This window comes from Bosea beijingensis (assembly GCF_030758975.1).
Lineage (GTDB): Bacteria > Pseudomonadota > Alphaproteobacteria > Rhizobiales > Beijerinckiaceae > Allobosea > Allobosea beijingensis.
The window spans coordinates 4,786,256-4,807,624 of the sequence record NZ_CP132359.1; the positions used below are offsets into that span (position 1 = coordinate 4,786,256).

Genomic DNA, 21,369 nt, shown 5'->3' on the forward strand with positions numbered 1-21,369 from the left:
TATCAATTTTTGATTAGCCAACTCAACAGAAATACACACTGAAAGTGCTGATATTTGGGCAGTGCCCTCAAGCCGCGCAGACCAGTGGATGGGTGCCGGATTCCGCGGCGCTCAAGCCGGCGGGATCAGCGTCACGCCCTTGTTCGCGAAGGACACGGCGACCGGGCTGCCCGGCTCCAGCATCTCGCGCCCGCCATACTGCACGACGAAGAGCTCGCCGACCTCGGTCTCGACCATGATGTCCAGATGATTGCCGAGATAAGCGCATTTGCGAATCGTGCCGGGGAGCGAACCGGCCTGCCCCGTCCCACCCAGCAAGAGCGCTTCAGGACGGATCGCGACCTTGGCGGGACCGATACCGAGACCACGCGCCGGCAGGTTGACCGTGGCGGTGCCGATGGCGACATCGGCACGTCCGTCCGCCACTGCCTTCACGGTGACATCGACCAGATTGGCGTCGCCGATGAAGTCGGCGACGAAGGCGTTGGAGGGCTGTTCGTAGAGGTCGCGCGGCGCTCCTTCCTGCGCGATCCGGGCATTCGACATCACGATGATGCGGTCGGAGACGGCGAGCGCCTCCTCCTGATCATGCGTGACATAGGCCACGGTCAGGTTGAGGTCCTGCTGCAGTTCCCGGATTTCCTCGCGGACGCGGCGGCGTAGCTTCGCGTCGAGATTGGAGAGCGGCTCGTCGAAGAGCAGCACCTGCGGCTCCAGCACCAGGGCGCGGGCGACCGCGACGCGCTGCTGCTGGCCGCCCGAGAGTTCGGACGGGTAGCGGTTCTCGAAGCCCTTCAGGCCGACCAGCGCCAGCTTCTCCAGCGCCATCTGCCTGGCCTGCTCCTTGCCGAGCCCCTTCACAGTCGGACCATAGGCGGCGTTGTCGAGCACACTCATATGCGGAAAGAGCGCATAGGACTGGAACACCATCGAGACGTCGCGGTCGGCGGCCGAGAGCTTGGTGACGTCCTTGCCGCCGATCAGGATCTGGCCCTCGCTGGCGATCTCGAGGCCCGCGATCATGCGCAAGGTCGTGGTCTTGCCGCAGCCGGAAGGGCCGAGCAGCGTGACCAGCTTGCCGGCCTCGATGGTGAAGTTGATGTTGTCGACCGCCGTCACCGCGCCGTAGCGCATGGAGACGTTGCGGAATTCGACGGAAGCGGGTCCGGCCTTGGCCATCTTGGGTCTCTGTCCTTATCCGATCGCGGGGGCCGGGGCCGGTGCGGTAACAGTGGCGGTGCGGGCCCGCCGGCCGAGCTTGCGCTCGCCGACGAGGAACTGGATGAGCACGATCCCGAGCGCCATGAAGACGATCAGCACCGAGGAATAGGCGATGGCGAGGCCGAATTCGCCCGCCTCGACGCGCCCGACGATATAGGCGGTGGAGAGATTGTACTCGGCCGAGACCAGGAAGATCACGGCGCTGACCGCCGTCATAGAGCGCACGAAGGAATAGACCAGCGCGGAGACCAGTGCCGGCTTGAGCAGCGGCAGCACCACGCGCCAGAGCGTGGTGAAGCTGCGGGCGCGCAAGGTCGTCGAGGCCTCGTCCAGGCTCTTGTCGATCTGCGAGAGGCCGGCGATGCCGGAGCGCACGCCGACCGGCATGTTGCGGAAGACGAAGGCGATGACGAGGATCAGGCCGGTGCCGGTGATCTCGACCGGCGGCACGTTGAAGGCGAGGATATAGGCGACGCCGAGCACCGTGCCGGGAATGGCGAAGGAGAGCATCGTCGCGAATTCGAGCCCGGCGCGGCCGCTGAAGCGCTGGCGCGTCAGCAGATAGGCGGTGAGCAGGCCGATCACCGCCGTCAGGGGGGCCGAGATCGCGGCGACCTTCACGGTGGTGAAGAAGGACGGCCAGGCCGAGCCCTGGAAATAGAGGCCGTTGCTGAAGTCGATCGAGAAGCCGGTGAGATAGTGCTGCAGCGTCGGCGTGTAGTCCCGACCCATATTGCGGACGAAGCCGCCGACCAGGATGACGATGTAGATCACCACCGTCAGCGCGACCCAGGGCACGATCACGGCGGCGGAGAGCCAGGTGATGCGACGCGGCAGCGGCGTCGGCAGGCCGGCATCGCCCTTGCCGGTGACGGTCGTGTAGGACTTGTCGCCGAGCCAGCGCTGCTGCACCCAGAAGGCGCCCAGCGTGAAGGCAAGCAGCACGATGGCCAGCACCGCCGCCTGCCCCTGATTGTAGGAGGCGCCGACCACGGCGAAGAATATCTTGGTCGAGAGCACCTCGAAATTGCCGCCGAGCACCAGCGGATTGCCGAAATCGGCCATGCTCTCGACGAAGCCGAGCAGGAAGGCATTGGCGATGCCGGGCCTGAGCAGCGGCCAGGTCACGGTGCGGAAGGTCTGCCAGCGCTTGGCGCCGAGCGTCTGCGAGGCCTCCTCGAGGCTGGGCGAAATGCCCTGCACCACGCCGATCAGAACGAGGAAGGCGATCGGCGCGAAGGCCAGCACCTGCGCCAGCAGCACGCCCGGCAGGCCGTAGAGCCAGCGCGAGCGCGGGATGTCGAACCACTCGTAGAGCAGGGTCGAGACGGCGCCGGCGCGGCCGAAGAGCAGGATCAGCGCAAGGCCGATAACGAAGGGCGGGGTGATGATCGGCAACACCGTCAGCGCCCGCATGACGCGCTTGCCGGGCATCCCGGTGCGCAGGATCAGCAGGGCGCAGGCGAGACCGAGCAAGGTGGTGATGACGCCGCAGAGCACGGCCAGGATCAGGGTGTTCCAGGCGACGCCGCAATTGACGTTGGCGCTGAGGCAGCCCAGCCCCCAGATCGAGGAATCGAGGAAACGCTCGATGAAGGCGGAAGGCGCGAAGGCGCCGTTCTGGTCGACCAGCGCGCTCTTCAGGATGATCGCGACCGGGAAGAAGATGAAGATGCCGATCAGCAGGACGACGAGACCGATCGTCGAGGTCGTGAAGAGGTCGCCGCGGCAGACGCCGCGATAGGCCAGACCGTGGCAGAGCAGGAAGAGCAGCGAGAGCAGCGTCAGGAAGGCGCCGCCGCCGATACCGCGCTGGGAGGCTCCGGCGCCGCCGAGCAAGGCGGCGAGCCAGGAGATGCCCTGATCCTTCAGCACGATCGAGAAAGCCTGGGCGAAGAACAGGGTCATCCCGAGCAGGCCGGCCCAGAGCAGCACTGTCGCGGTGCGCTGGCGGTCGGCACTGCCCCAGAAGAGCGTCGCAGCGGCGAGCGCGACACCGATCGGCAGGAGCCAGGGCGCCTGACCGGAGAGGGCGAGCGCCAAGGCGCTGCCAGCCTTGCCGAACGGATATTCGGCGAGCCAGGCCCAGTTCGTCAGGCTCATGCCCTCGACAAGGTACCAGGGCATCAGCGCATAGCCGAGCCAGCCGATCAGCAGCACGAGTCTCGTCGCTGGCGCCATGGTTGCCCTGCCCTCACATTTCCCGTCGGCCCGAACCGGTTGCCCCGGCTTTCACGGCCCAGCCCTTGTCTTGCGCCCGAACCTCCAGCGTCATCCCGGACGCAGCGAAGCGAAGTTCCGGGAGCCATGCCGGAGCGCATCCGGCGGAGGTTCAGGCATGGATCCCCGGTCAAGCCCGGGATGACGGCGTGTTTCCGAGATGGCCTGGAAACACGCCGGAAAGACGCAGCCTTACTTCGGCAGCGCCTTGACTTCCTTGTCCCACTTGGCGAGCAGGCGGGTGCGCTCGGCCGAGGAGCCGTATTTCACGAAGTCGTAGTTGATCAGCTTCATCTGATCCATCTTCGGCGACTGCGCCGGCACCGGCGAAGCCTTGTTCGACGGCACCTGATAGGACTTCGCGGGAGCGGCGAGCGCCTGCGCGGCCGGGGTCAGGGCCCAGTCGTAGAACTTCTTGGCATTGTCCAGGTTGCGCGCGCCCTTGACGATCGACATCGAGCCGATCTCGTAGCCCGTGCCCTCGCAGGGCGCGACCGGCTTGATCGGATCGCCCTGCACGGCGAAGACCACCGCGTCATGGATGAAGACGATGCCGACGGCGGTCTCGCCGAGGCTCGCGGCCTTGGCCGGCGCGGCGCCCGACTTGGTGTACTGGCTGATGTTCTTGTGCAGGGCCTTGAGGTATTCGAAGCCCTTGTCCTCGCCCATGAGCTGGATCACCGTCGCCAGCAGGTTATAGGCCGTGCCCGAGGAATTGGGATCGGCGACCTGGACGTCGTCCTTCAGCTTGGCATTGAGCAGATCAGCCCAGCATTTCGGCTCGGGGATGCCCTTCGCCTTGATCTGGTCGGTGTTGAAGCCGAAGCCGAGCGCGCCGGCATAGATGCCGACCGAGCGCTGCTTGGCCGCCTTCCACTGGTCGAGCGCCCAGGGATGCAGCTCCTTGTTCTTCGGCGATTCATATTCCTGGGTCAGCCCCTCTTCCGCCGCCTGCAGATGCGGATCGCCGGTGCCGCCCCACCAGATATCGCCGCGCGGGTTCGAGGATTCGGCCTTGAGCTGGGCATAGATCTCGCCCGCCGACTTGCGGGTCATCGCGACCTTGATGCCGGTCTCCTTCTCGAAGGCGCTCGACATGGCGCGGCACCATTCCTCCTGGACGCCGCAATACATGACGAGCGAGCCCTGAGCGCGGGCCGGTGTGGCGGCGAAGGCCGCGGTGGCAAGCGCGGCGAAAAGCCCCGCCTTGAGCCATGATTTCGTCTGCATGTGAACCTCCCTGTTCGGATCTTTCGTTTCTTGTCGCTTGAGACGAAGCTGAGATGAATTTTTGCGAAAGATCAATGGACTATGGTGCTGGCTAAAGGATTCCGGTGATCTCCCGCAGCGGCTGGGCCAATCCCGGCGTGCAGCACAGGATCGGATTGCCCTTGGCCATGCCCTCGCCCGCGAAGAAGTCGTTGATCGAGGCGCCGGCCTCGCCGGCGATGACGATGCCGGCGGCAACGTCCCAGGCGTTGATATGGAGCTCGGCATAAGCATCACTCGAGCCATTGGCGACATGGCAGAGGCCGAGCGTGCCCGAGCCGCCGCGCTTCATCGCGGCGCCGGCCGTGTAGCCGCGCTCGATCACCTTGAGGTAGTTCTGCGCTGGAATGCGGGTCGACCAGCCGAGCTCAACCGAGGCGCGGGCGATATCGGCCGCGCCGGAGACCTTGATCGCGTCGCCGTTCAGCGTCGCGCCCGCACCGCGGCGGGCGGCATAAACCTCGCCCAGGGCCGGCGCCGCGACGACGCCGATCTCCGGCTTGCGGTCCGCCAGGAAGCCGATCGAGATGCACCAGTTGCGATCGCCATGGGCGAAATTCGCGGTGCCGTCGATCGGATCGAGAATCCAGACGGCGTCCGACGCCTGACCGCCGCCCTCCTCGCCGATGACGGTGTCATTCGGGAAGAGTTCCGAAAGCCGGCGGCGCAGGAAATCCTCGACCTTGCCGTCGGCGACGGTGAGCCAGTCCTGCGCGCCCTTCATGGTGATGCCGAGCGACTCGCGCCTGTTGAAATAGCCCAGCGCCAGATGGCTCGCCTCGGCCGCGAGGCCAAGCGCCGCATAATAGCGCAGGTCGCGTTCGGCCGGTGTCATCACTTGGCTCCCAGGTCGACGCGGACGGGCTTGCCGGTCTGCGCGGATTCGGTCGCGGCATCCGCGAGAATCTGCGCCTTCAGGCCGTCGAGCCCGGTCGGCGAGGCCGCTGCCTTGCCGTTGCAGGCGGCGATGAAGGCATCGAGCTCGGCGCGATAGGCAGCGGCATAGCGCTCCAGGAAGAAGTTCTGCACGGGATCGGCGCGGAAGCCCTGCCCGGTCGCGATCTCGACTGTGGTCTCATGGATATTGCCGGCGCGCAGCATGCCCTTGGAGCCATGGACCTCGATGCGCTGGTCATAGCCATAGGTGGCGCGACGCGAGTTCGAGATCTGCGCGATGCGGCCCGAGGCCGTCTTCATGATGACGGCGGCGGTGTCGACATCGCCTGCCTCGCCGATCGCTTTGTCGACGAGAGCAGAACCCAGCGCGAAGACCTCCACCGGCTCCTCGGCCAGCAGGAAGCGCGCCATGTCGAAGTCGTGGATCATCATGTCGCGGAAGAGCCCGCCGGAGCGCTTGACGTAATCGACCGGCGGCGGCGAGGGATCGCGCGAGATCACCGTGACGATCTCGATCGCGCCGGCCTCGCCCGCGCGCAGGCGCTTCTCCAACGCCGCGAAATTCGGGTCGAAGCGGCGGTTGAAGCCGATCATCAAGGGCTTGCCGGACTTCTCGACCGTGGCGAGGCAGCGGCGGATGCGGGCGGCATCGAGATCGACCGGCTTCTCGCAGAACACCGCCTTGCCGGTCGAGACAGCCTGCTCGATCAGGTCGGCATGGGTGTCGGTCGGGGTGCAGATCAGCACCGCGTCAATCGCGGCATCGGCGAGGATCGCCTCGGTCGTCGTCGCCTTCGCGCCGGTAGCGGCGGCGAGCGAGGCGGCGGCCTCCGGCATCGCGTCGGTGACGGCGACCAGCGCGACATCGCCGCGCGCGGCGATGTTCAGCCCGTGGATGCGCCCGATGCGGCCGGCGCCCAGCAATCCGATCTTCATGGCCTTGGTCATTCCCGTCGTCGCGTCTCTTTAGAAAGGGGCGGATGAGGCTCTCATCCGCCAGTTAGTCGTGTGCGCCCAGAATGGTCTGGTCGAAGTCGATGTTCGAGCCGGTCATCAGGCCGGATTCGGTCGAGGCGAGATAGGCGACCGCCTTGGCGACCTCGCGCGGATCGATCAGGCGACCGAAGGGCTGCGAGGCATTGGCCTCATCCAGCCAGCCGTCCTTGGCATCATGGCGCAGCTTCATGATCGCATCCTCGCCCGGCGTCGCCATCCAGCCGATATTGAGGCCGTTGACGCGGATGCGGTGCTTCAACAGGCCGTAGGCAGCATTCCTGGTGAGTGCGGCGAGCGCCGCCTTCGAGACGCTGTAGGCGGAGAGGAAAGGCTGGCCGCCATGGGCCGACATCGACTGGATGTTGACGACAGCGCCCGGGATATCCTGCCGGCGCATCAGATCGGCCGCATCCTGGATCAGGAAGAAGGGCGCGCGCAGGTTGACCGCCATGATGCGCTCGTAGAGCGCGGGCGAGGTATCGAAAATCGTGCCGCGATCAGTGTCGCCCGCGGCATTCACGAGAATGTCGAGATGGCCGAAAGCCTGTTCCGCCGCCGGGACGACCAGCCTGACCGCGTCGAGATCGGCGAGATCGACCTGATGGAAACGGGCATCGCAGCCCGCCGCCCGCAGGCTTTCCGCCACCGCCTCGCCACGCGCCGCATTGCGGCCGGTCAGCAGGAGCCCGCGCGCGCCGCGCGCTGCGAATTCGCGGGCAATCGCCTCGCCCAGCCCCTGGCTGCCGCCGGTGACGATGGCGACCTTGCCGTGGAGATCACGGCTGAACGAACCGGCTTGCGACAAAGACCCGCCTCCCGAGCGAATGGCAGGATTTTTTTAGTCCTCCCGCTAGTTGGAATAAACATTCCATTTTCGGCACGGACGAGTCAAGCGAACCGGCAGGCGCATCGACGCGGTGGTGAAAGATGCCGCGGAGCCGCTCGGCTTTCAGGAGGGCGGGCGTTTCCCGGAGCGCGTCTCAGCGGTGCAGGGCCGGTCTCGGGGGAGCCGTTCTCAACGGAAAGAAAACTGTCGTCTTCGTCGTACGGCCCGCATAAAATTGCCACAATTCCACTGAGTTCGGCACATTCATGCAAATGAAGCCATTTTAGGCAGCCACGCATCGCGGCAGACGCGCATCTGCCCTGCGCTGCACAGTTGACGCTTTCGTTGGCACATGGCTTGCTGGCCCCATCAACGAGAACACGGTGCGAAGGCGCCGGGGATAAATTTTGTTTAAAGGTGGAGGCATTCGATGAAAGAACAGGAAATCCGCGGGCTCGTCGCGGATGTGAAGGAAGGCACGTTGTCGCGCCGCTCCTTCATGCAGAAAATGGCGGCGGTCGGCATCGCCGCGCCGATCGCAACCCAGATCCTGATGTGGAACGACGTCGCGCTGGCGAATGCGACGCTGCAATACAAGCCGACCAAGGCCGGCGGCGGCGGACCGCTCAAGATGCTGCTCTGGCAGGCCCCGACCCTGCTGAACCCGCATTTCGCCTCGGGTACCAAGGACCAGATCGCCTCGCGCATCTTCTACGAGCCCCTCGCCGGCTGGGACAAGGAAGGCAATCTCATCCCGTGCCTCGCTGCCGAGGTTCCGACCAAGGCCAATGGCGGTCTCTCGGCCGACGGCCTGAGCGTCACCTGGAAGATCAAGCAGGGCGTGAAGTGGCATGACGGCAAGCCGCTGACCGCCGACGACGTCGTCTTCACCTGGGAATACGCCAAGGACCCGGCGACGGCCGCCTACACCACGGGCTCCTACAACAACATCAAGGTCGAGAAGGTCGACGAGCACACCGTCAAGGTGATCTTCCAGCAGCCGACGCCGTTCTGGGCCGACCCCTTCGTCGGCACTGTCGGCCAGATCCTGCCGAAGCACCGCTTCGGCGACTATGTCGGCGCCAAGTCTCGCGAAGCCCCGGACAACCTGAAGCCGATCGGCACGGGCCCCTACAAGTTCGTCGACTTCAAGCCGGGCGACGTCCTGACTGGCGAGCGCTTCGCCGATTACCACATCAAGAATCAGCCGCATTTCGACACGATCGAGGTCAAGGGCGGCGGTGACGCGGTCTCGGCCGCTCGCGCCGTGCTCCAGACCGGCGAATACGACTACGCCTGGAACCTGCAGGTCGAGGACGAGGTTCTCAAGCGCATGGAGACCGGCGGTCGCGGCAAGATCAGCGCCGTGGCTTCGGGCGATATCGAGTTCATCATCCTGAACACGACCGATCCGTGGACCGAGGTCGATGGCGAGCGTTCGAGCGTCAAGACCAAGCACCCGACCCTGTCGGACCCGAAGGTGCGCGAGGCGATCAACCTGCTGATCGACCGCGATTCGGTCCAGAAGTTCATCTATGGCCGCGGCGGCACCGCGACGGCGAGCTTCGTCAACGAGCCCAAGCAGTTCAAGTCGACCAAGCTCTCGATCGTGGCGCCTTCGGCGAGCGGATGGGCGACGATCGACTTGATCAGGGCGAGGATGTTCTTGACCCGGTGGTTGAGCTCCTGATTGAGCATTTTCTGGCGGATTTCGGCCTTGTTCCGCTCGTCGGCCAGCAGTTCGCTCTGGCGCAGCACGACCTCGATCAGGGTCCGACGCGCAGATTCGGCCAACTCACGCTCGACAGGCGTCCAGATCTTGGAATGGCCGGCCACGGTCTCTTTCCAGACGGCAAAGCTCTGCCGAGGCGTAAGACGGTCGCCATGGGGGCCGGTCGTATAGGTCTTGTTGGGGTCTCCGCCCCATTCGATCGTGTGGACCAGCTCCTTACGGAAGAAGAACAGGTAGTCGCGTGGAAGCTGGGAGAGTGGGATCGCGAGCATACCGGCGAATGCGTCGGCGTAAGTGCGCGCTGATGGCAACCCCTCAGCCAGCGCCGTCGTCGCCCAGATCCGCCCTTCACAGACCGAGCCGGCGAAAGCGGCCAGTTCCTCGGCGAATTCCGCCGGCGGCGCGCTGCCTTCGGCACGCCACTCGCCATTCACCCAGACCCCGACCCCGTCGCTTTCGACGAGATTGCGGAACGCGGCGAGGTGCTGACCGAGGAAACCCGAAGCATCGGTCACATGGGCGGCGGACGAAAGCAGGCCGTCGAGGAAATCCCGCGCCCGCTCGGCTGCGAGCAGCATCTGCTTCTGCGTCAGGGCGCCAAGTTGAAGCGCGAAGAACTCGCCGAAGATTTCCGCCGCGATCCGGCGGTTCATCGGGAGCGAGCGCGGGCTGTAATGGTGGCAGGCGATCAGCCCCCAAAGCGCGCCGTCGACGATGATCGAGACCGACATCGAGGCAGAGACGCCCATGTTACGCAGGTACTCGCAATGGATCGGCGAAACGCTGCGCAGATGGGCATAAGACAGGTCGAGCGGCTCGCCCGCCGCATCCAGCACGGGCATGATCGGGAAGCGCTCTCCGCTCGCGTCGGAGACGACGCGGATCGGATTGAGCAGATAGAGCTGCCGTGCCTGTTGCGGGATGTCGCTCGCCGGGAAATGCTGCCCCATGAAGCTTTCGAGGTCGGGGCGCTTTGCCTCGCTGACGACCTTGCCGGAACCGTCGGGCGCGAACTGGTAGATCATCACGCGGTCGTACTGGAGCACGGCCCGCAGCAGGCGTGCCGCGTTCTTGATGAGCTGCGCGGGAGTCGTCACGTCCGAGAGCCGGCCGACCAGCGTCCGGGCGAATTCGAGCGGCGAGCTCGGCCCGGCCGAAACGCTCTCCTCGAACTCGATGATGGCATTGCCCTTGAAAGCATGGATCGAGATATCGAACTCGCGATCCAGTGAAGGCAGGCGATAGCGGGGCATCAGGCCCGCGCGGGAGGGCACGCCAGAACGGGCTAGCGCATTGCGCATCTCATGCACGACCGGTCCGCCCAGTATCTCTTCGAGCCTGCGGCCGACCAGCTCGAACTCCCCAAGGCCGAGGAAGGCGCTGGCATTGCTGGAATGGCGCCGGATCGTCACCGCCTCGGCATCGCACACGATCATGCAGCCATGGGGCTGGACGCTGCCAGGAATATGGATCGGCTCGCGATCGCAGTTCGTCAGATCAACGGTCGTCATGCGGGAGAGAGTTCTTCCGATGTAAAGGCCTGGATGGCGTGTAGGAAAACGGACCTGGCCGATTGCGCCGCGGCATCCCACACTTGGCGGTCGAGCCCTTCGAGAGCGACCAGAACCGTGCGCCACTGATCGAGCGAGCCGGCCTGCGCCGAGAGGTAACGTGCGCCGAAAGCCGCCCCGAAGCCGAGGTTTTCCACTCCCTTTACCAGCACGCGAGCCCCAAGAGCCGAACCTTCCAGAACATAGGCGGCTCCGAGCTGGGCAGCGATGTCATTTGACAGATGGAACGGGTCGGCCGCCGGGAGCGGTAGCGCCAGATCGGCGAGGTCCGCCGTCAGTTCCGGCAGGAGCTTGCGCGGTCGCCAGGGCGAAAATTCCGCCGCTTCGAGCAAGGCGGCCTCGACCGGCGCGCGATGCCGAAACGTGCCCTGCAGAAAGTTGGCATATTCGGAACGGCTCGAAAACACGCCAACGATGGCATCCAGCTCGCGATGAAGCTCGTTGGTCTCATCGCGCAGGAAACTTCTGATCTCAATCATTCCGTGGGCACCTGGAATCGTTCCGCCTCGGCATCGCTATAACCCGATATCAGTGAAATCCGCGCTGTTTTCATTGCGGATTTTCTCCCCTTCCTGGTCCGCACGGCATCCCTGTCCAATGGACTGGCTTGAATTCGGCCTGAGATTGTCTTAGGAACATATAGTGAACAAAGGAAGGGCGATGGCACAGCTTACGGTCCTGGAGAAGCTGGAAATTCTCAGCGACGCCGCGAAATACGACGCCTCCTGCGCATCGAGCAGCACCACCAAGCGGGATTCGCGGGACGGAAAGGGGCTTGGCTCGACGACCGGCGCCGGCATCTGCCATTCCTACGCGCCTGACGGCCGCTGCATCTCGCTGCTCAAGATACTGCTGACGAATTTCTGCAGCTTCGACTGCGTCTTCTGCATCAACCGCTCGTCGAGCAATGTCCGCCGCGCCCGCTTTTCGGTCGAAGAGGTCGTCGAACTCACGCTGAATTTCTACCGCCGCAATTATATCGAAGGTCTCTTTCTGTCCTCGGGCATCATCCGCTCTGCCGACTACACGATGGCGGAACTGATGCGAGTGGCCGAAACGCTGCGCCGGCAACATGGGTTCCGCGGCTATATCCATCTGAAGCTGATCCCCGGTGCGAGCCGCGATCTGATCGAGCGCGCGGGGCTGTTCGCGGACCGGGTGTCGATCAATGTCGAACTGCCGAGCGAAGCGGCGCTCGCCCGCTTCGCTCCGGAGAAGCAGGCCGGCGAGATCAAAAGCGCGATGGGTGGCCTCAAGCTGAAGATCGAGGCAGCGCGGGAGGAACGTGACAAGAGCGAGAAGGCCCCTGCCTTCTCGCCCGCAGGACAAAGCACGCAGATGATCGTCGGCGCCGATGGCGCGAGCGATTCCGCCATCCTGAAGCGCAGTGCTTGGTTGTATGGCAGCTTCGGCTTGAAGCGCGTCTACTACTCGGCCTTCAGCCCGATCCCGGATGCCTCGCGCCAGTTGCCGCTCCAGCCGCCGCCTTTGATGCGCGAGCACCGGCTTTATCAAGCCGACTGGCTGACGCGCTTCTATGGTTTCGAGACCGAGGAAATTCTGGGGCGCAACGAGATGCTCGATCTCGATCTCGACCCCAAGCTCGCCTGGGCACTGCGCGAGCGCGGACGCTTCCCCGTCGACGTGAACCGGGCCGATCGCGAAACCCTGCTGCGGGTGCCGGGCCTGGGCACGCGCAGTGTCGATCGCATCCTCGCCTCGCGGCGGTTTCGCCGGCTCAGGCTGGAAGATGTCGGCCGGCTGACGCGATCGCTCGCGACGATCCGGCATTTCATCCTGGCGGAGGGCTGGCGCCCGGGCGGCGGCCTCGACGCCCAGAACCTGCGGGCCCGGCTGATGCCGCAACCGCGGCAATTGTCGCTTTTCCCGTGATTGCGGCCCGGCTGAACGGCCCTGCGGATTTTGCCGGCTGGCGTCGGGAAACGCGCCGGCTGGCGCTGGCCGGCGTTCGGCCCGAGGCCGTCGCCTGGCTGACGAGCGAGGACGATGCCGGATTGTTCGTGATCGGGAGCGTCGCCCCGGTCGAAGACAGAGGCGCCACGCTAACCGTGTCTCGCCGTTTCATCGAGCTTGCCGAGAATGTCGTCTGTCATCGGGATGCCGGCCGCTTCGTCTTGCTGCACCGCCTGCTGCTGCGTTTGCAGGACGAGCCGCGCTTGCTCGACAATGCAGCCGATCCCGATATCGCACGCGCCGAGGCGATGGCCCGCTCGGTGCGCCGCGATCTACACAAGATGACGGCCTTCGTCCGCTTCCGGGCGGTGTCGGGCGCGGGGGAGGACGGCCCTTTCATCGCCTGGTTCGAGCCGGAGCATTTCATTCTCGAACGGGTCGCGAGCTTCTTCACGGGACGCTTCGCCGGGATGACCTGGTCGATCATGACACCGCAGGGATCGCTGCACTGGGATGGCGGCACGCTGCAGTTCGGCCCCGCCGCCAGCAAGGCTGATGCGCCGGATGGTGATGCCATGGAAGCCTATTGGCTCACTTACTACGCCAATATCTTCAATCCGGCGCGCCTGAAGCCGAAGGCGATGAAAAGCGAGATGCCGGTGAAATACTGGCGGAACTTGCCCGAGGCTGAATTGATTGTGCCTCTGATCGCAAACGCCGCCCGGCGAGCAGAGGATATGGTGATGCGCGCCCCGACGCAGCCACCCGCGCGTCATGTCAGGCAGCTTCGGCACCGTCCCGAAATGCCGGCCGATGAACCCGCGATGACGTCCTGGCAGGATGCCGCCGCCGCCGCGCAACGCTGCACGCGCTGCGACCTTCATTGCAACGCGACGCAATCGGTCTTCGGAGAGGGTCCGCTGGACGCGCCGGTTCTCTTCGTCGGCGAACAGCCTGGAGACCAGGAGGACCTTGCTGGCCGGCCATTCGTCGGACCTGCAGGGCAGGTTTTCGATCGGGCGATGAAGGAGGCCGGTCTCGATCGCGCACGCGCCTATGTCACCAATGCGGTGAAGCATTTCAAATTCCACCTGCGCGGCAAACGGCGCATCCATGAGAAGCCGAATGTCGGGGAGATCAAGGCCTGCCGGTTCTGGCTCGATCTCGAATTGCAGTTCGTGAAACCCCGGCTTGTCGTTGCCCTCGGCGCCAGCGCCCTGCGATCGCTGACGGGGCATGCCGGTTCGCTGGCAAGCGCACGGGATAGCGAGCTCGCGCTCGAAGACGGCACGCCGCTGCTGGCCACCGTCCATCCCTCATTTCTGCTGCGCCTTCCGGACGAGGATGCTCGGTCTCGCGAATATGCCCGGTTCGTCGCAGACCTCACTCGCGTTCAACAACGTATATTCCGGCATTGAGCAATATCGGGGAGGTAGAAGCGGCTTTGCCGCCGCAGATGCCGTACGACCGATCCACCGCTCCGCTTTTCAGGAAAACGGCCTTGTCCGCCAGCGGCGTCAGCATCGCCTCGTCCCTCTCCGAGATATTCGATCAGGCGCCCACTTTCATGGCGCTGCTGCGGCGGTCGCATCATGGCTTGCGGCTCGCGAATTCCAGCGCCTGAAAAACTGGCCGCCGGGTTCATGGCCTTCACAAATCCAGCCTCTTACCGATGGCATCGGAGCAGTCGTGAGCAATGGAACCTCGGGCCGCCCACCGGCGTTCACCTGTCTCTCGTTTCACCTCGGAACCAAACTCGCCCCGGCAGCTCGACTGACGGGGCTTTTCGTTCAGGCTTTTGCGGCGAGATCCAGTCTATCGCCCGCGAGCAAATGCGGCTGTTTCCGGGGACCTGGGTCGCCACCACAAGATTCCGCCCTGCATAACGCAACATGGCGGAACAATGGCGAGGCTGAAGTGGTTGCTTCCTCGGCATTGTGAGGAGGAGATCATGGGCTTGCTTGAAATCAGCGTCGTTCTGGCCTGCGCTTCGGCCTTTGGCTTCTACATCGCGGACCCGCTGGAATAAGGTTATAGTCGAGACCGCATTGCCCGCCTCGCCGATACCGGCTCAGTCGGGTCGACGATGTCGAAATCATCCAGGCGCAGCAGGCCGGATATTGCTGATCTCGGGTCAGACTGAGTCGACGCCTCCGCACTAGTCGCATCCGAGAAACCAGTGCCGCGACATCGTCGTAGCGAAACCTTCCCGCGGCAGCTTTTTGCCCTCGCTGCTGGCCTCGGTAGCACCGTCGCGGAATTCAGGAACATGACATCGCGTTGCGGCTGCACGAAGCGAGCGATGGTCAGGGCCGTGCCTCTGCCCTCGCATCCCAAAACGGCCTGCCTGCATCGCGCGGCAGGCTTCTTTTTTGACGAAAGCCGTTCTCCTGAGCACGATGGGCCGCGCTGATCCTTCGGCGCCTGGGCGTCCCTAACAGGGTCCAGGACAAAATCCGCCAAAGCCTTGGTTAGAGGTCGTCACGATGAATGAAAGCGTTCCCGCTGCGCGCGCGTTTCCCGAGCTCTGCGCCTTCGGCGCCGTGGCGCTGGCGGAGCTGATCCGCCGGCGCGATGTCAGCGCGGCTGAGGTGATGCGTACCCATCTCGACCACATCGAACGCGTGAACCCCGCCGTCAACGCGATCATCTCGCTTCGGCCGCGGGCCGAGCTTCTGGCTGAAGCACGCAAGGCCGATGAGGCGCTGGCGCGGGGCGAGGCCGTCGGCCCCTTGCACGGCGTTCCCCAGGCGATCAAGGATCTCGCCCTGACGAAGGGCCTCCGGACGACCTTCGGCTCGCATCTCTTCGCCGATTTCGTGCCCGACCAGGACGCCATCATTGTCGAGCGCATGCGGGCTGCCGGCGCCTTGATCATCGGCAAGACCAACGTTCCCGAATACGGCTACGGTTCCAACTCGTACAACCCGATCTTCGGCCTCACGCGCAACGCCTATGACCAGTCCAGGGTGGGAGGCGGGTCGAGCGGCGGCGCCGCCGTCGCGCTGGCCTTGCGGATGCTGTCGGTCGCCGATGGCGGCGACATGGGCGGCTCCCTCCGCAACCCGGCCGCCTTCAACAACGTCTTCGGCTTCCGCCCCTCGCAAGGGCTCATTCCGGCCGAAACGCTGGACCCGTTCTACGGCCAGATGGCCGTCGAGGGCCCGATGGGCCGCTCGATCGACGACGTCGCCATGTTGCTGTCGGTGCAGGCGGGTTCCGATCCGCGGGCGCCGCTCTCCCATGACGATCCCAAGCTGACGCAATGGCGCGGACTCCGCCAGACGCTCAAGGGCGTGCGCTTCGGCTGGCTCGGCGATCTCGGCGGCCATCTACCGTTCGAGCCGGGCGTCCTGCAGCTCTGCGAAGAGGCCTCCCGGCTCCTTGAGGCCGCGGGCGGACAGGTCGAGGCCGCGACGATCGCGTTCGACCCCGAGCGCCTCTGGCAAGCCTGGGCGACCTTGCGTAGCCACAGCATCAGCGGCCGGCACCAGAACGACTACGGCAATCCCGAGACGCGGCGCCTCCTCAACCCGCAGACGATCTGGGAAATCGAGAAAGGCCATGGCCAGAGCGGGCTCGCGGTCTACGAGGCCGGCCTCGCGCGCGGCGCCTGGCACAAGGCCCTGCTCCGGGCGTTCGAGCGCTTCGATTTCCTGTTGCTACCCTCGGCGCAGGTCTTCCCCTTCGCGGCGGAAACTCGCTGGCCGACCGAAATCGCCGGCCGCAGAATGGACAGCTATCATCGCTGGATGGAGGTCGTCATAGGGCCGACCTTCGCGGGCGCTCCCGCCGTCAGCGTTCCGGCGGGATTCAACGAGGCCGGATTGCCAATGGGGTTGCAGATCATCGCGGCACCGCGCCGGGATGCGGACCTGCTGGCCGTGGCCTCCCTCTACGAGAAGCTCTGCCCTTGGCTCGGCCGGTTACCGGCCCTGCTCTCGTAGCGCATTTCGCGCGGCTGACGCGATTCACAAGGGGCCATTTTACCGACCGGAACTGAAAGCTCCGGCACTTGCGGGAGATCACATCCCTCGACAGACGGCGACCGCCTGCGCCAGAACGGGACCACGCGAAGCGGTCCTCCGCCTCGCATGCCACGGAGAAAGCCCGGCGATGATATCAGGCGATCAGATCGAAGGCGGCCTTGCCTCCCCTCGCCCGCTGCGCGTGGTTCCGGTCACGAAGGCCGCCTTCGAGCCCTTCGGCTGGCTGGTCGAAACCGGCGATTCCGGCCGCGACGCGAATAACGGTACGGCGCGCCGGCATGACATCCATGCGCACGCCGCCGCCGATGTCCGGCCGGGCTCCAGCCTCGTCACCTCGATCTTCGCAGCGAGGGAGCAACCGCCGACCAGCGCGATCGCGATGCTCGAACGGCATGTGAACTCGGTTCAGTTGATCATGCCGCTAGATGGCGCCGGCCATATCGTCATCGTCAGCCACAGCAAGCCCGACGGCACCCCCGACCTCTCGACCCTCGCCGCCTTCGCGTTCTCCGCGGCGCAGGGCATGATCTATCGCCGCGGGCTCTGGCATCATCCGATCATGGCGACCGGCGCGGATGCGCGTTTCCTCGTCCAGTCCTGGCAAGATGGCTCCGCCGCCGATTGCGAGATCCTCGCCATCGAGGCGACGACGCTGGCTTGCGACGCCTGAGCGCGGATCACCCAGTCATCATCTTCGGCAGGATGGTCACGATCTGCGGAAACACGGTGATCAGCACCAGCAGCAGCATCAGCACGAAGAAATAGGGGATCGCAGCCTTCGTCACGGCGAGGATGTCCTTGCCGGTGATGCTCTGCAGCACGAATAGGTTGAAGCCGACCGGCGGGGTGATCTGCGCGGCCTCGATCAGGATCACCACGAAGATGCCGAACCAGAGCAGGTCGATGCCGGCCGCCTGCACCATCGGCAGCATCACCGAAGAAGTCAGCACGATGATCGAGATGCCCTCGAGGAAGCAGCCGAGGATCAGCATGAACACAGCCAGCACCGCCAGCAGCGCATAGGGCGACAGATGCATGGCGTCGACCCAGCTCGCCAGCGAGCGGGGAATGTCGACGAAGGCCACGGCGATGGTCAGGCAGGCCGCGCAGGCGATGATGAAGGAGATCATGCAGGAGGTCCGCATGGCCGCCATCAGCCCGTCCATGAAGCTTGCGCGCGTCAGTCCGCCGCCGACCGCGGCCAGGATCAGCGCGCCGATCACGCCGATCGTCGCAGCCTCGGTCGGGGTGGCGATGCCGCCATAGATCGAGCCGACCACCGAGCCGATCAGCAGCGCGACGGGGATCAATCGGCGCGAGCGATAGATCTTTTCCAGGAACGGCACTGGCGGCTCGGCCGGCGGCATCTTGTCCGGGTTGAGCAGGCTCCAGATCGCCGTGTAGCCCATGAACAGCACCATGAGCAGGATACCGGGCAGCACGCCGGCGATGAACAGCCGCGCGATCGAGACCTCGGCGGTGACGCCGTAGACGATCATGATGATCGAGGGCGGGATCAGCAGCCCGAGCGTTCCGGAGCCGGCGAGCGTGCCGATGGTCATGTTGAGCGGGTAGTTCCGCTTCTCCAATTCGGGCACGCTGATGCGGCCGATCGTGGCGCAGGTCACCGCCGAGGAGCCGGCGACCGCCGCCATGATGCCGCAGCCCAGCACGTTGACATGGAGCAATCGGCCCGGCAGCCGCGACACCCAGGGCGCAAGCCCCTGGAACATGTCGGCCGAAAGCTTCGAGCGGAACAGGATCTCGCCCATCCAGATGAAGAGCGGCAGCGAGGTCAGTGCCCAGCCCCAGCTCGAATCCCAGAGCGTGGAGGCGATCAGCGAACCCATCGGCGCGGTGGTGAAGAGCCCCATCATCACCATGCCGACGGTGAGCAGCGAGAGCGCGACCCAGACGCCGCTGGCGAGCAGCAGGAGGAGCGAGCTGGCGAGGACCAGCGAGGCGAGAACGGTCGTATCCATCATCGGCGCCCCTATGCCACCGGCCTGTCGAGCTCGACCTCGTCGGGCGCCTCGTAGCGCGGCTTGCCGCCGGCAAGGAGCCAGATGAGCTCGTCGATGAAGGCGATCGCCAGGGCGGCGATGCCGATGGCGACGCCGGTCTGGGGAATCCAGAACGGCATGGCCAGCAGGCCCGGGCTGACATCGTTGAACTCGCGCGATTGCAGCGCCAGCGATGCGACATGCCAGGCAAGGAACGAGACCACCACCGTGCCGAGCAGGCAGTTGAAGATCTCGATGCCGTGCCGCCAGCGCTGCGGCAGGCGGTCGACGATCAGGTTGATCCGCACATGGCCGCCGCGCCGGAAGGTATGGGCGAGGCCGAAGAAGGTCGATGCCGCCAGGCACAGGCCTGCCGCCTCGGTGGCATCGAGCGTGACGCCGCGCATGCGCCCGGCGATCTGGGCGACGATGGCCAGCCCGATGCCGACCATGAAGGCGGCGGCGATATAGCCGCACGCCTCGTAGAACCTGTCGAGAACTCCGCGTATCACCCGGTCACTCCGCTGGCATGCTTGACGGGAAAGGCAGCGTGCAGCCGGTCCGGTTACTTCAGGCTCTTCTGGTAGGTCTCGTAGACGGCCTTTTCCTCGGCGGTGGCGGTGCTGAGCCAGTCGGCGACCATGCCCTTGCCGGCTGCCTCGATGGCGTCGAGGATGTCCTTCGGGGACTGGGCGATCGCCACGCCATGGCTCTTGAGCACGCCCTCGCGCTCTTCGCCGGCCTTCTTGGATAGTTCCCAGCCGCGCTTGGTCGCAGCCTCGCCGGCGTCGAGCACCACCTTCTGCGTCGCCGCGTCGAGCTGGCGGAAGGCGCGCTCGTTGACGAGGATCGCGTTCTTGTTGTGCATCGTGCCGGTATAGGTGAAGTTCTTGACGTAATCCCAGATCTGGACGTCGGTGCCGGTCTGGGCGCTGGTCCAGAGCGACTGGATCATCCCGGTCGAGAAGGCCTGCGGCACTTCGGCGAAGGGCAGGATCAGCGCTTCCATGCCGAGCTTCTCGCCCATGATCTGCGTCTGCTTGGAATAGATGCGCAGCTTCTGACCCTTGAGATCGGCCAGACCCTTGAGTTCGGCCTTGGTATAGAAACCCTGCCCCGGCCAGGCGACATAGGTGATGGCGCGCAGGCCGTTCTTCTTGAACATCGCCTCGAAGAACGGCGCCTGCGCCTCGGTCAGCTTGGTCGCCTGGTCATAGGTCGTGGCGACGCCGGGGATGTTGTCGAGATTGTACATCGCGCCTTCGTTGCCGTAGACGCCGAGGCGGATCTCGCCGATCTGGATCTGGCCGGACTGGACGGCGCGCTTCACCGCGTCGAGCTTGATCAGGCTGTCGTTCGAGCGCAGGTCGATCTTGAGCTTGCCACCGCTCTTCTCCTCGATCTCCTTGATCATCTCCCGGATATTCTGGGTGAAGAAGCTGCTTTCCGGGTAGCCCGAAGCCATGGTCCAGCTCGTCTGGGCGACGGCGGGAGCGGCGAGCCCGAAGCTCAGGGCAAGGGCGGCGGACGCGATCAAAGCTCTGCGGTTCATGGTTCCCCTCGTTCTTGTCGCGCTGCGGAGACCGCGCGCGTTTCAGGAGCCGGAGCCGTGCCGAAGCCCGATCGACGGCTAACGATAGTCCACCGCGTTCCGCCGATAGCAGCCAATTGAATTTTGCTGTTTTTGCGATGCATTTTCTTTATCGAGGATACGCCGCCGTTATCCGCTCGCGCGGCTGTGCCGGAAACACGCGATGCCGAACTGGACGCTGAAGCAACTCGAGAGCTTTGTCTGGGTCGCCAAGCTCGGCAGCTTCCGGGCGACGGCCGAGCGCCTGAACACGACCCAGCCCAACATCTCCGTGCGCATCTCGCAGCTCGAATCCGTGCTGGGCGTCAGGCTGTTCCATCGCGATTCCGGCTCGGTCGCGCTGACGCCGATCGGCCACTCGCTGCTGGGACAGGCCGAGCGCGTGCTGCAGGCCTCCGAGGAGTTCTCGCAGCAATCGATCCGCTCCGACCAGCAGATCGGCATCCTCAGGCTCGGCGTCGCCGAACTCATCGCCCAGACCTGGCTGCGCGATTACCTGCTCGACCTCAGGCAGGTTTTCCCGAATGTCGATGTCGAGCTCAGGGTGGATCTGACGATCAACCTGCGCGAAGAGCTGGTGTCGCGGTCGCTCGACCTGTGCCTGCTGAACGGCCCGATCTCGAACTTCAACATCACCAATGTCGATCTCGGCTCCGTGCCCTATCTGTGGGTGGCCTCGCCGCGGCTTGGGCTCGCCGGCTCCGATCTGGCGACGATGGCCTCGCATACGATCCTGACCCATGCGCGCAATACCCGCCATTTCGTCGAGCTTTCCGCGCATTTCCGCGACAACTGGGAGCGGCCGGTCCGGATCGTGCCGTCGAGCAGCCTTGCGGCCAGCCTGCAGATGACCATCGACGGCCTCGGCATCGCGCCGATGTCGCGCACGCTCGTCGAAAAGCTCCTCGACACCGGCGAGCTTGTGGAGTTCCCTTATGAATGGAAGCCGAGCGCCCTGATCTTCACGGCTTCATATGCCCACACACCGGCCAGCTTTCTGCTGAAGCGGGCTGCCGAGCTCGCTGGCGATAGGGCTGCACGGCATCACCAGGGCGATCTGCGATGGCCCTTGGAGGCCACCGGGCATTCATCACAGCGATAAAGATATCCTATCGAATAGCATTGAAAATAATAATTCGA

The 21,369-nt window shown here is 65.0% G+C and carries 17 protein-coding genes and 1 pseudogene; 6 read left to right on the forward strand and 12 right to left on the reverse strand.

Annotated elements, in window-relative coordinates; translation table 11 throughout:
- Nucleotides 1-111: 111 nt before the first annotated feature.
- The 6 genes from Q9235_RS22895 to Q9235_RS22920 all read right to left on the reverse strand — a co-directional run bounded on the left by Q9235_RS22895 (nt 112) and on the right by Q9235_RS22920 (nt 7,408).
- Complete coding sequence (locus Q9235_RS22895; RefSeq protein ID WP_306224069.1) at nt 112-1,179, reverse strand: ABC transporter ATP-binding protein; 1,068 nt, start codon at nt 1,177-1,179, stop codon at nt 112-114.
- A gap of 15 nt (nt 1,180-1,194) precedes the next feature.
- Nucleotides 1,195-3,402: an ABC transporter permease gene (locus tag Q9235_RS22900; RefSeq protein WP_306224070.1), complete on the reverse strand. Its 2,208-nt coding sequence runs from the start codon at nt 3,400-3,402 to the stop codon at nt 1,195-1,197.
- Between the two features lie 231 nt (nt 3,403-3,633).
- Nucleotides 3,634-4,671, reverse strand: a complete 1,038-nt coding sequence (locus Q9235_RS22905) for an ABC transporter substrate-binding protein (protein ID WP_422678231.1) — start codon at nt 4,669-4,671, stop codon at nt 3,634-3,636.
- 91 nt (nt 4,672-4,762) lie between these two features.
- Entirely contained in the window at nt 4,763-5,545 is a 783-nt protein-coding gene (locus Q9235_RS22910; protein WP_306224071.1) for an inositol monophosphatase family protein, read from the reverse strand.
- Entirely contained in the window at nt 5,545-6,555 is a 1,011-nt protein-coding gene (gene iolG / locus Q9235_RS22915; protein WP_306224073.1) for an inositol 2-dehydrogenase, read from the reverse strand. The genes Q9235_RS22910 and iolG overlap by 1 nt, the downstream gene beginning before the upstream one ends.
- A 52-nt stretch (nt 6,556-6,607) precedes the next feature.
- Entirely contained in the window at nt 6,608-7,408 is an 801-nt protein-coding gene (locus Q9235_RS22920) for an SDR family oxidoreductase (protein ID WP_306224074.1), read from the reverse strand.
- 451 nt (nt 7,409-7,859) lie between these two features.
- On the opposite strand from Q9235_RS22920, the pseudogene Q9235_RS22925 reads away from it, so the two are divergent.
- Nucleotides 7,860-9,032 (forward strand): annotated as a pseudogene (locus Q9235_RS22925) (peptide ABC transporter substrate-binding protein); the annotation flags it as partial.
- Here Q9235_RS22925 and Q9235_RS22930 read toward each other — a convergent pair.
- Nucleotides 8,963-10,672, reverse strand: coding sequence for a GAF domain-containing protein (locus Q9235_RS22930; RefSeq protein WP_306224075.1), 1,710 nt, complete (start codon nt 10,670-10,672; stop codon nt 8,963-8,965). The pseudogene Q9235_RS22925 and the gene Q9235_RS22930 sit on opposite strands and share 70 nt — an antisense overlap.
- Nucleotides 10,669-11,211, reverse strand: coding sequence for a biliverdin-producing heme oxygenase (locus tag Q9235_RS22935; protein ID WP_306224077.1), 543 nt, complete (start codon nt 11,209-11,211; stop codon nt 10,669-10,671). The genes Q9235_RS22930 and Q9235_RS22935 overlap by 4 nt, the downstream gene beginning before the upstream one ends.
- Nucleotides 11,212-11,392: 181 nt before the next feature.
- On the opposite strand from Q9235_RS22935, the gene Q9235_RS22940 reads away from it, so the two are divergent.
- Entirely contained in the window at nt 11,393-12,625 is a 1,233-nt protein-coding gene (locus Q9235_RS22940; protein WP_306224078.1) for a putative DNA modification/repair radical SAM protein, read from the forward strand.
- Nucleotides 12,622-14,064, forward strand: a complete 1,443-nt coding sequence (locus Q9235_RS22945) for a UdgX family uracil-DNA binding protein (RefSeq protein ID WP_306224079.1) — start codon at nt 12,622-12,624, stop codon at nt 14,062-14,064. The genes Q9235_RS22940 and Q9235_RS22945 overlap by 4 nt, the downstream gene beginning before the upstream one ends.
- On the opposite strand, the gene Q9235_RS22950 is transcribed toward Q9235_RS22945, so the two are convergent.
- A complete protein-coding gene (locus Q9235_RS22950) occupies nt 14,030-14,170 on the reverse strand; it encodes a hypothetical protein (protein WP_306224081.1) in 141 nt (46 codons plus the stop codon). The genes Q9235_RS22945 and Q9235_RS22950 overlap by 35 nt on opposite strands.
- A gap of 962 nt (nt 14,171-15,132) precedes the next feature.
- Between Q9235_RS22950 and Q9235_RS22955 the strand changes: the two genes are divergently transcribed.
- Both Q9235_RS22955 and Q9235_RS22960 read left to right on the forward strand, forming a co-directional pair.
- Nucleotides 15,133-16,593 carry an amidase gene (locus tag Q9235_RS22955; RefSeq protein WP_306224082.1) on the forward strand — a complete coding sequence of 487 codons (1,461 nt, stop codon included), beginning with the start codon at nt 15,133-15,135 and terminating at the stop codon, nt 16,591-16,593.
- A gap of 169 nt (nt 16,594-16,762) precedes the next feature.
- Nucleotides 16,763-17,305: an ureidoglycolate lyase gene (locus Q9235_RS22960; RefSeq protein WP_306224083.1), complete on the forward strand. Its 543-nt coding sequence runs from the start codon at nt 16,763-16,765 to the stop codon at nt 17,303-17,305.
- 7 nt (nt 17,306-17,312) lie between these two features.
- Here Q9235_RS22960 and Q9235_RS22965 read toward each other — a convergent pair whose 3' ends face one another.
- The 3 genes from Q9235_RS22965 to Q9235_RS22975 are packed head-to-tail and all read right to left on the reverse strand — an operon-like array spanning nt 17,313 to nt 20,190.
- Nucleotides 17,313-18,617, reverse strand: a complete 1,305-nt coding sequence (locus Q9235_RS22965; RefSeq protein WP_306228422.1) for a TRAP transporter large permease — start codon at nt 18,615-18,617, stop codon at nt 17,313-17,315.
- An 11-nt stretch (nt 18,618-18,628) separates the two neighbouring features.
- Nucleotides 18,629-19,150 carry a TRAP transporter small permease gene (locus tag Q9235_RS22970; RefSeq protein WP_306224085.1) on the reverse strand — a complete coding sequence of 174 codons (522 nt, stop codon included), beginning with the start codon at nt 19,148-19,150 and terminating at the stop codon, nt 18,629-18,631.
- 53 nt (nt 19,151-19,203) lie between these two features.
- The gene (locus tag Q9235_RS22975; RefSeq protein ID WP_306224086.1) at nt 19,204-20,190 is read right to left on the reverse strand and encodes a TRAP transporter substrate-binding protein; all 987 of its coding nucleotides are present in this window, start codon (nt 20,188-20,190) and stop codon (nt 19,204-19,206) included.
- Nucleotides 20,191-20,392: 202 nt separating this feature from the next.
- On the opposite strand from Q9235_RS22975, the gene Q9235_RS22980 reads away from it, so the two are divergent.
- Nucleotides 20,393-21,331 carry a LysR family transcriptional regulator gene (locus Q9235_RS22980; RefSeq protein WP_306224087.1) on the forward strand — a complete coding sequence of 313 codons (939 nt, stop codon included), beginning with the start codon at nt 20,393-20,395 and terminating at the stop codon, nt 21,329-21,331.
- The last annotated feature ends 38 nt before the right edge of the window (nt 21,332-21,369 follow it).

Bases quoted from the DNA above. Each gene is read 5' to 3' on its own strand.
- Q9235_RS22910 (WP_306224071.1), bottom strand. From the start codon at position 5,545: ATGACACCGGCCGAACGCGACCTGCGCTATTATGCGGCGCTTGGCCTC.
- iolG (WP_306224073.1), bottom strand. From the start codon at position 6,555: ATGACCAAGGCCATGAAGATCGGATTGCTGGGCGCCGGCCGCATCGGG.
- Q9235_RS22975 (WP_306224086.1), bottom strand. From the start codon at position 20,190: ATGAACCGCAGAGCTTTGATCGCGTCCGCCGCCCTTGCCCTGAGCTTC.
- Q9235_RS22955 (WP_306224082.1), top strand. From the start codon at position 15,133: ATGAATGAAAGCGTTCCCGCTGCGCGCGCGTTTCCCGAGCTCTGCGCC.
- Q9235_RS22935 (WP_306224077.1), bottom strand. From the start codon at position 11,211: ATGATTGAGATCAGAAGTTTCCTGCGCGATGAGACCAACGAGCTTCAT.
- Q9235_RS22950 (WP_306224081.1), bottom strand. From the start codon at position 14,170: ATGCTGACGCCGCTGGCGGACAAGGCCGTTTTCCTGAAAAGCGGAGCG.
- Q9235_RS22965 (WP_306228422.1), bottom strand. From the start codon at position 18,617: ATGGATACGACCGTTCTCGCCTCGCTGGTCCTCGCCAGCTCGCTCCTC.
- Q9235_RS22895 (WP_306224069.1), bottom strand. From the start codon at position 1,179: ATGGCCAAGGCCGGACCCGCTTCCGTCGAATTCCGCAACGTCTCCATG.
- Q9235_RS22980 (WP_306224087.1), top strand. From the start codon at position 20,393: ATGCCGAACTGGACGCTGAAGCAACTCGAGAGCTTTGTCTGGGTCGCC.
- Q9235_RS22960 (WP_306224083.1), top strand. From the start codon at position 16,763: ATGATATCAGGCGATCAGATCGAAGGCGGCCTTGCCTCCCCTCGCCCG.
- Q9235_RS22900 (WP_306224070.1), bottom strand. From the start codon at position 3,402: ATGGCGCCAGCGACGAGACTCGTGCTGCTGATCGGCTGGCTCGGCTAT.
- Q9235_RS22930 (WP_306224075.1), bottom strand. From the start codon at position 10,672: ATGACGACCGTTGATCTGACGAACTGCGATCGCGAGCCGATCCATATT.
- Q9235_RS22940 (WP_306224078.1), top strand. From the start codon at position 11,393: ATGGCACAGCTTACGGTCCTGGAGAAGCTGGAAATTCTCAGCGACGCC.
- Q9235_RS22905 (WP_422678231.1), bottom strand. From the start codon at position 4,671: ATGCAGACGAAATCATGGCTCAAGGCGGGGCTTTTCGCCGCGCTTGCC.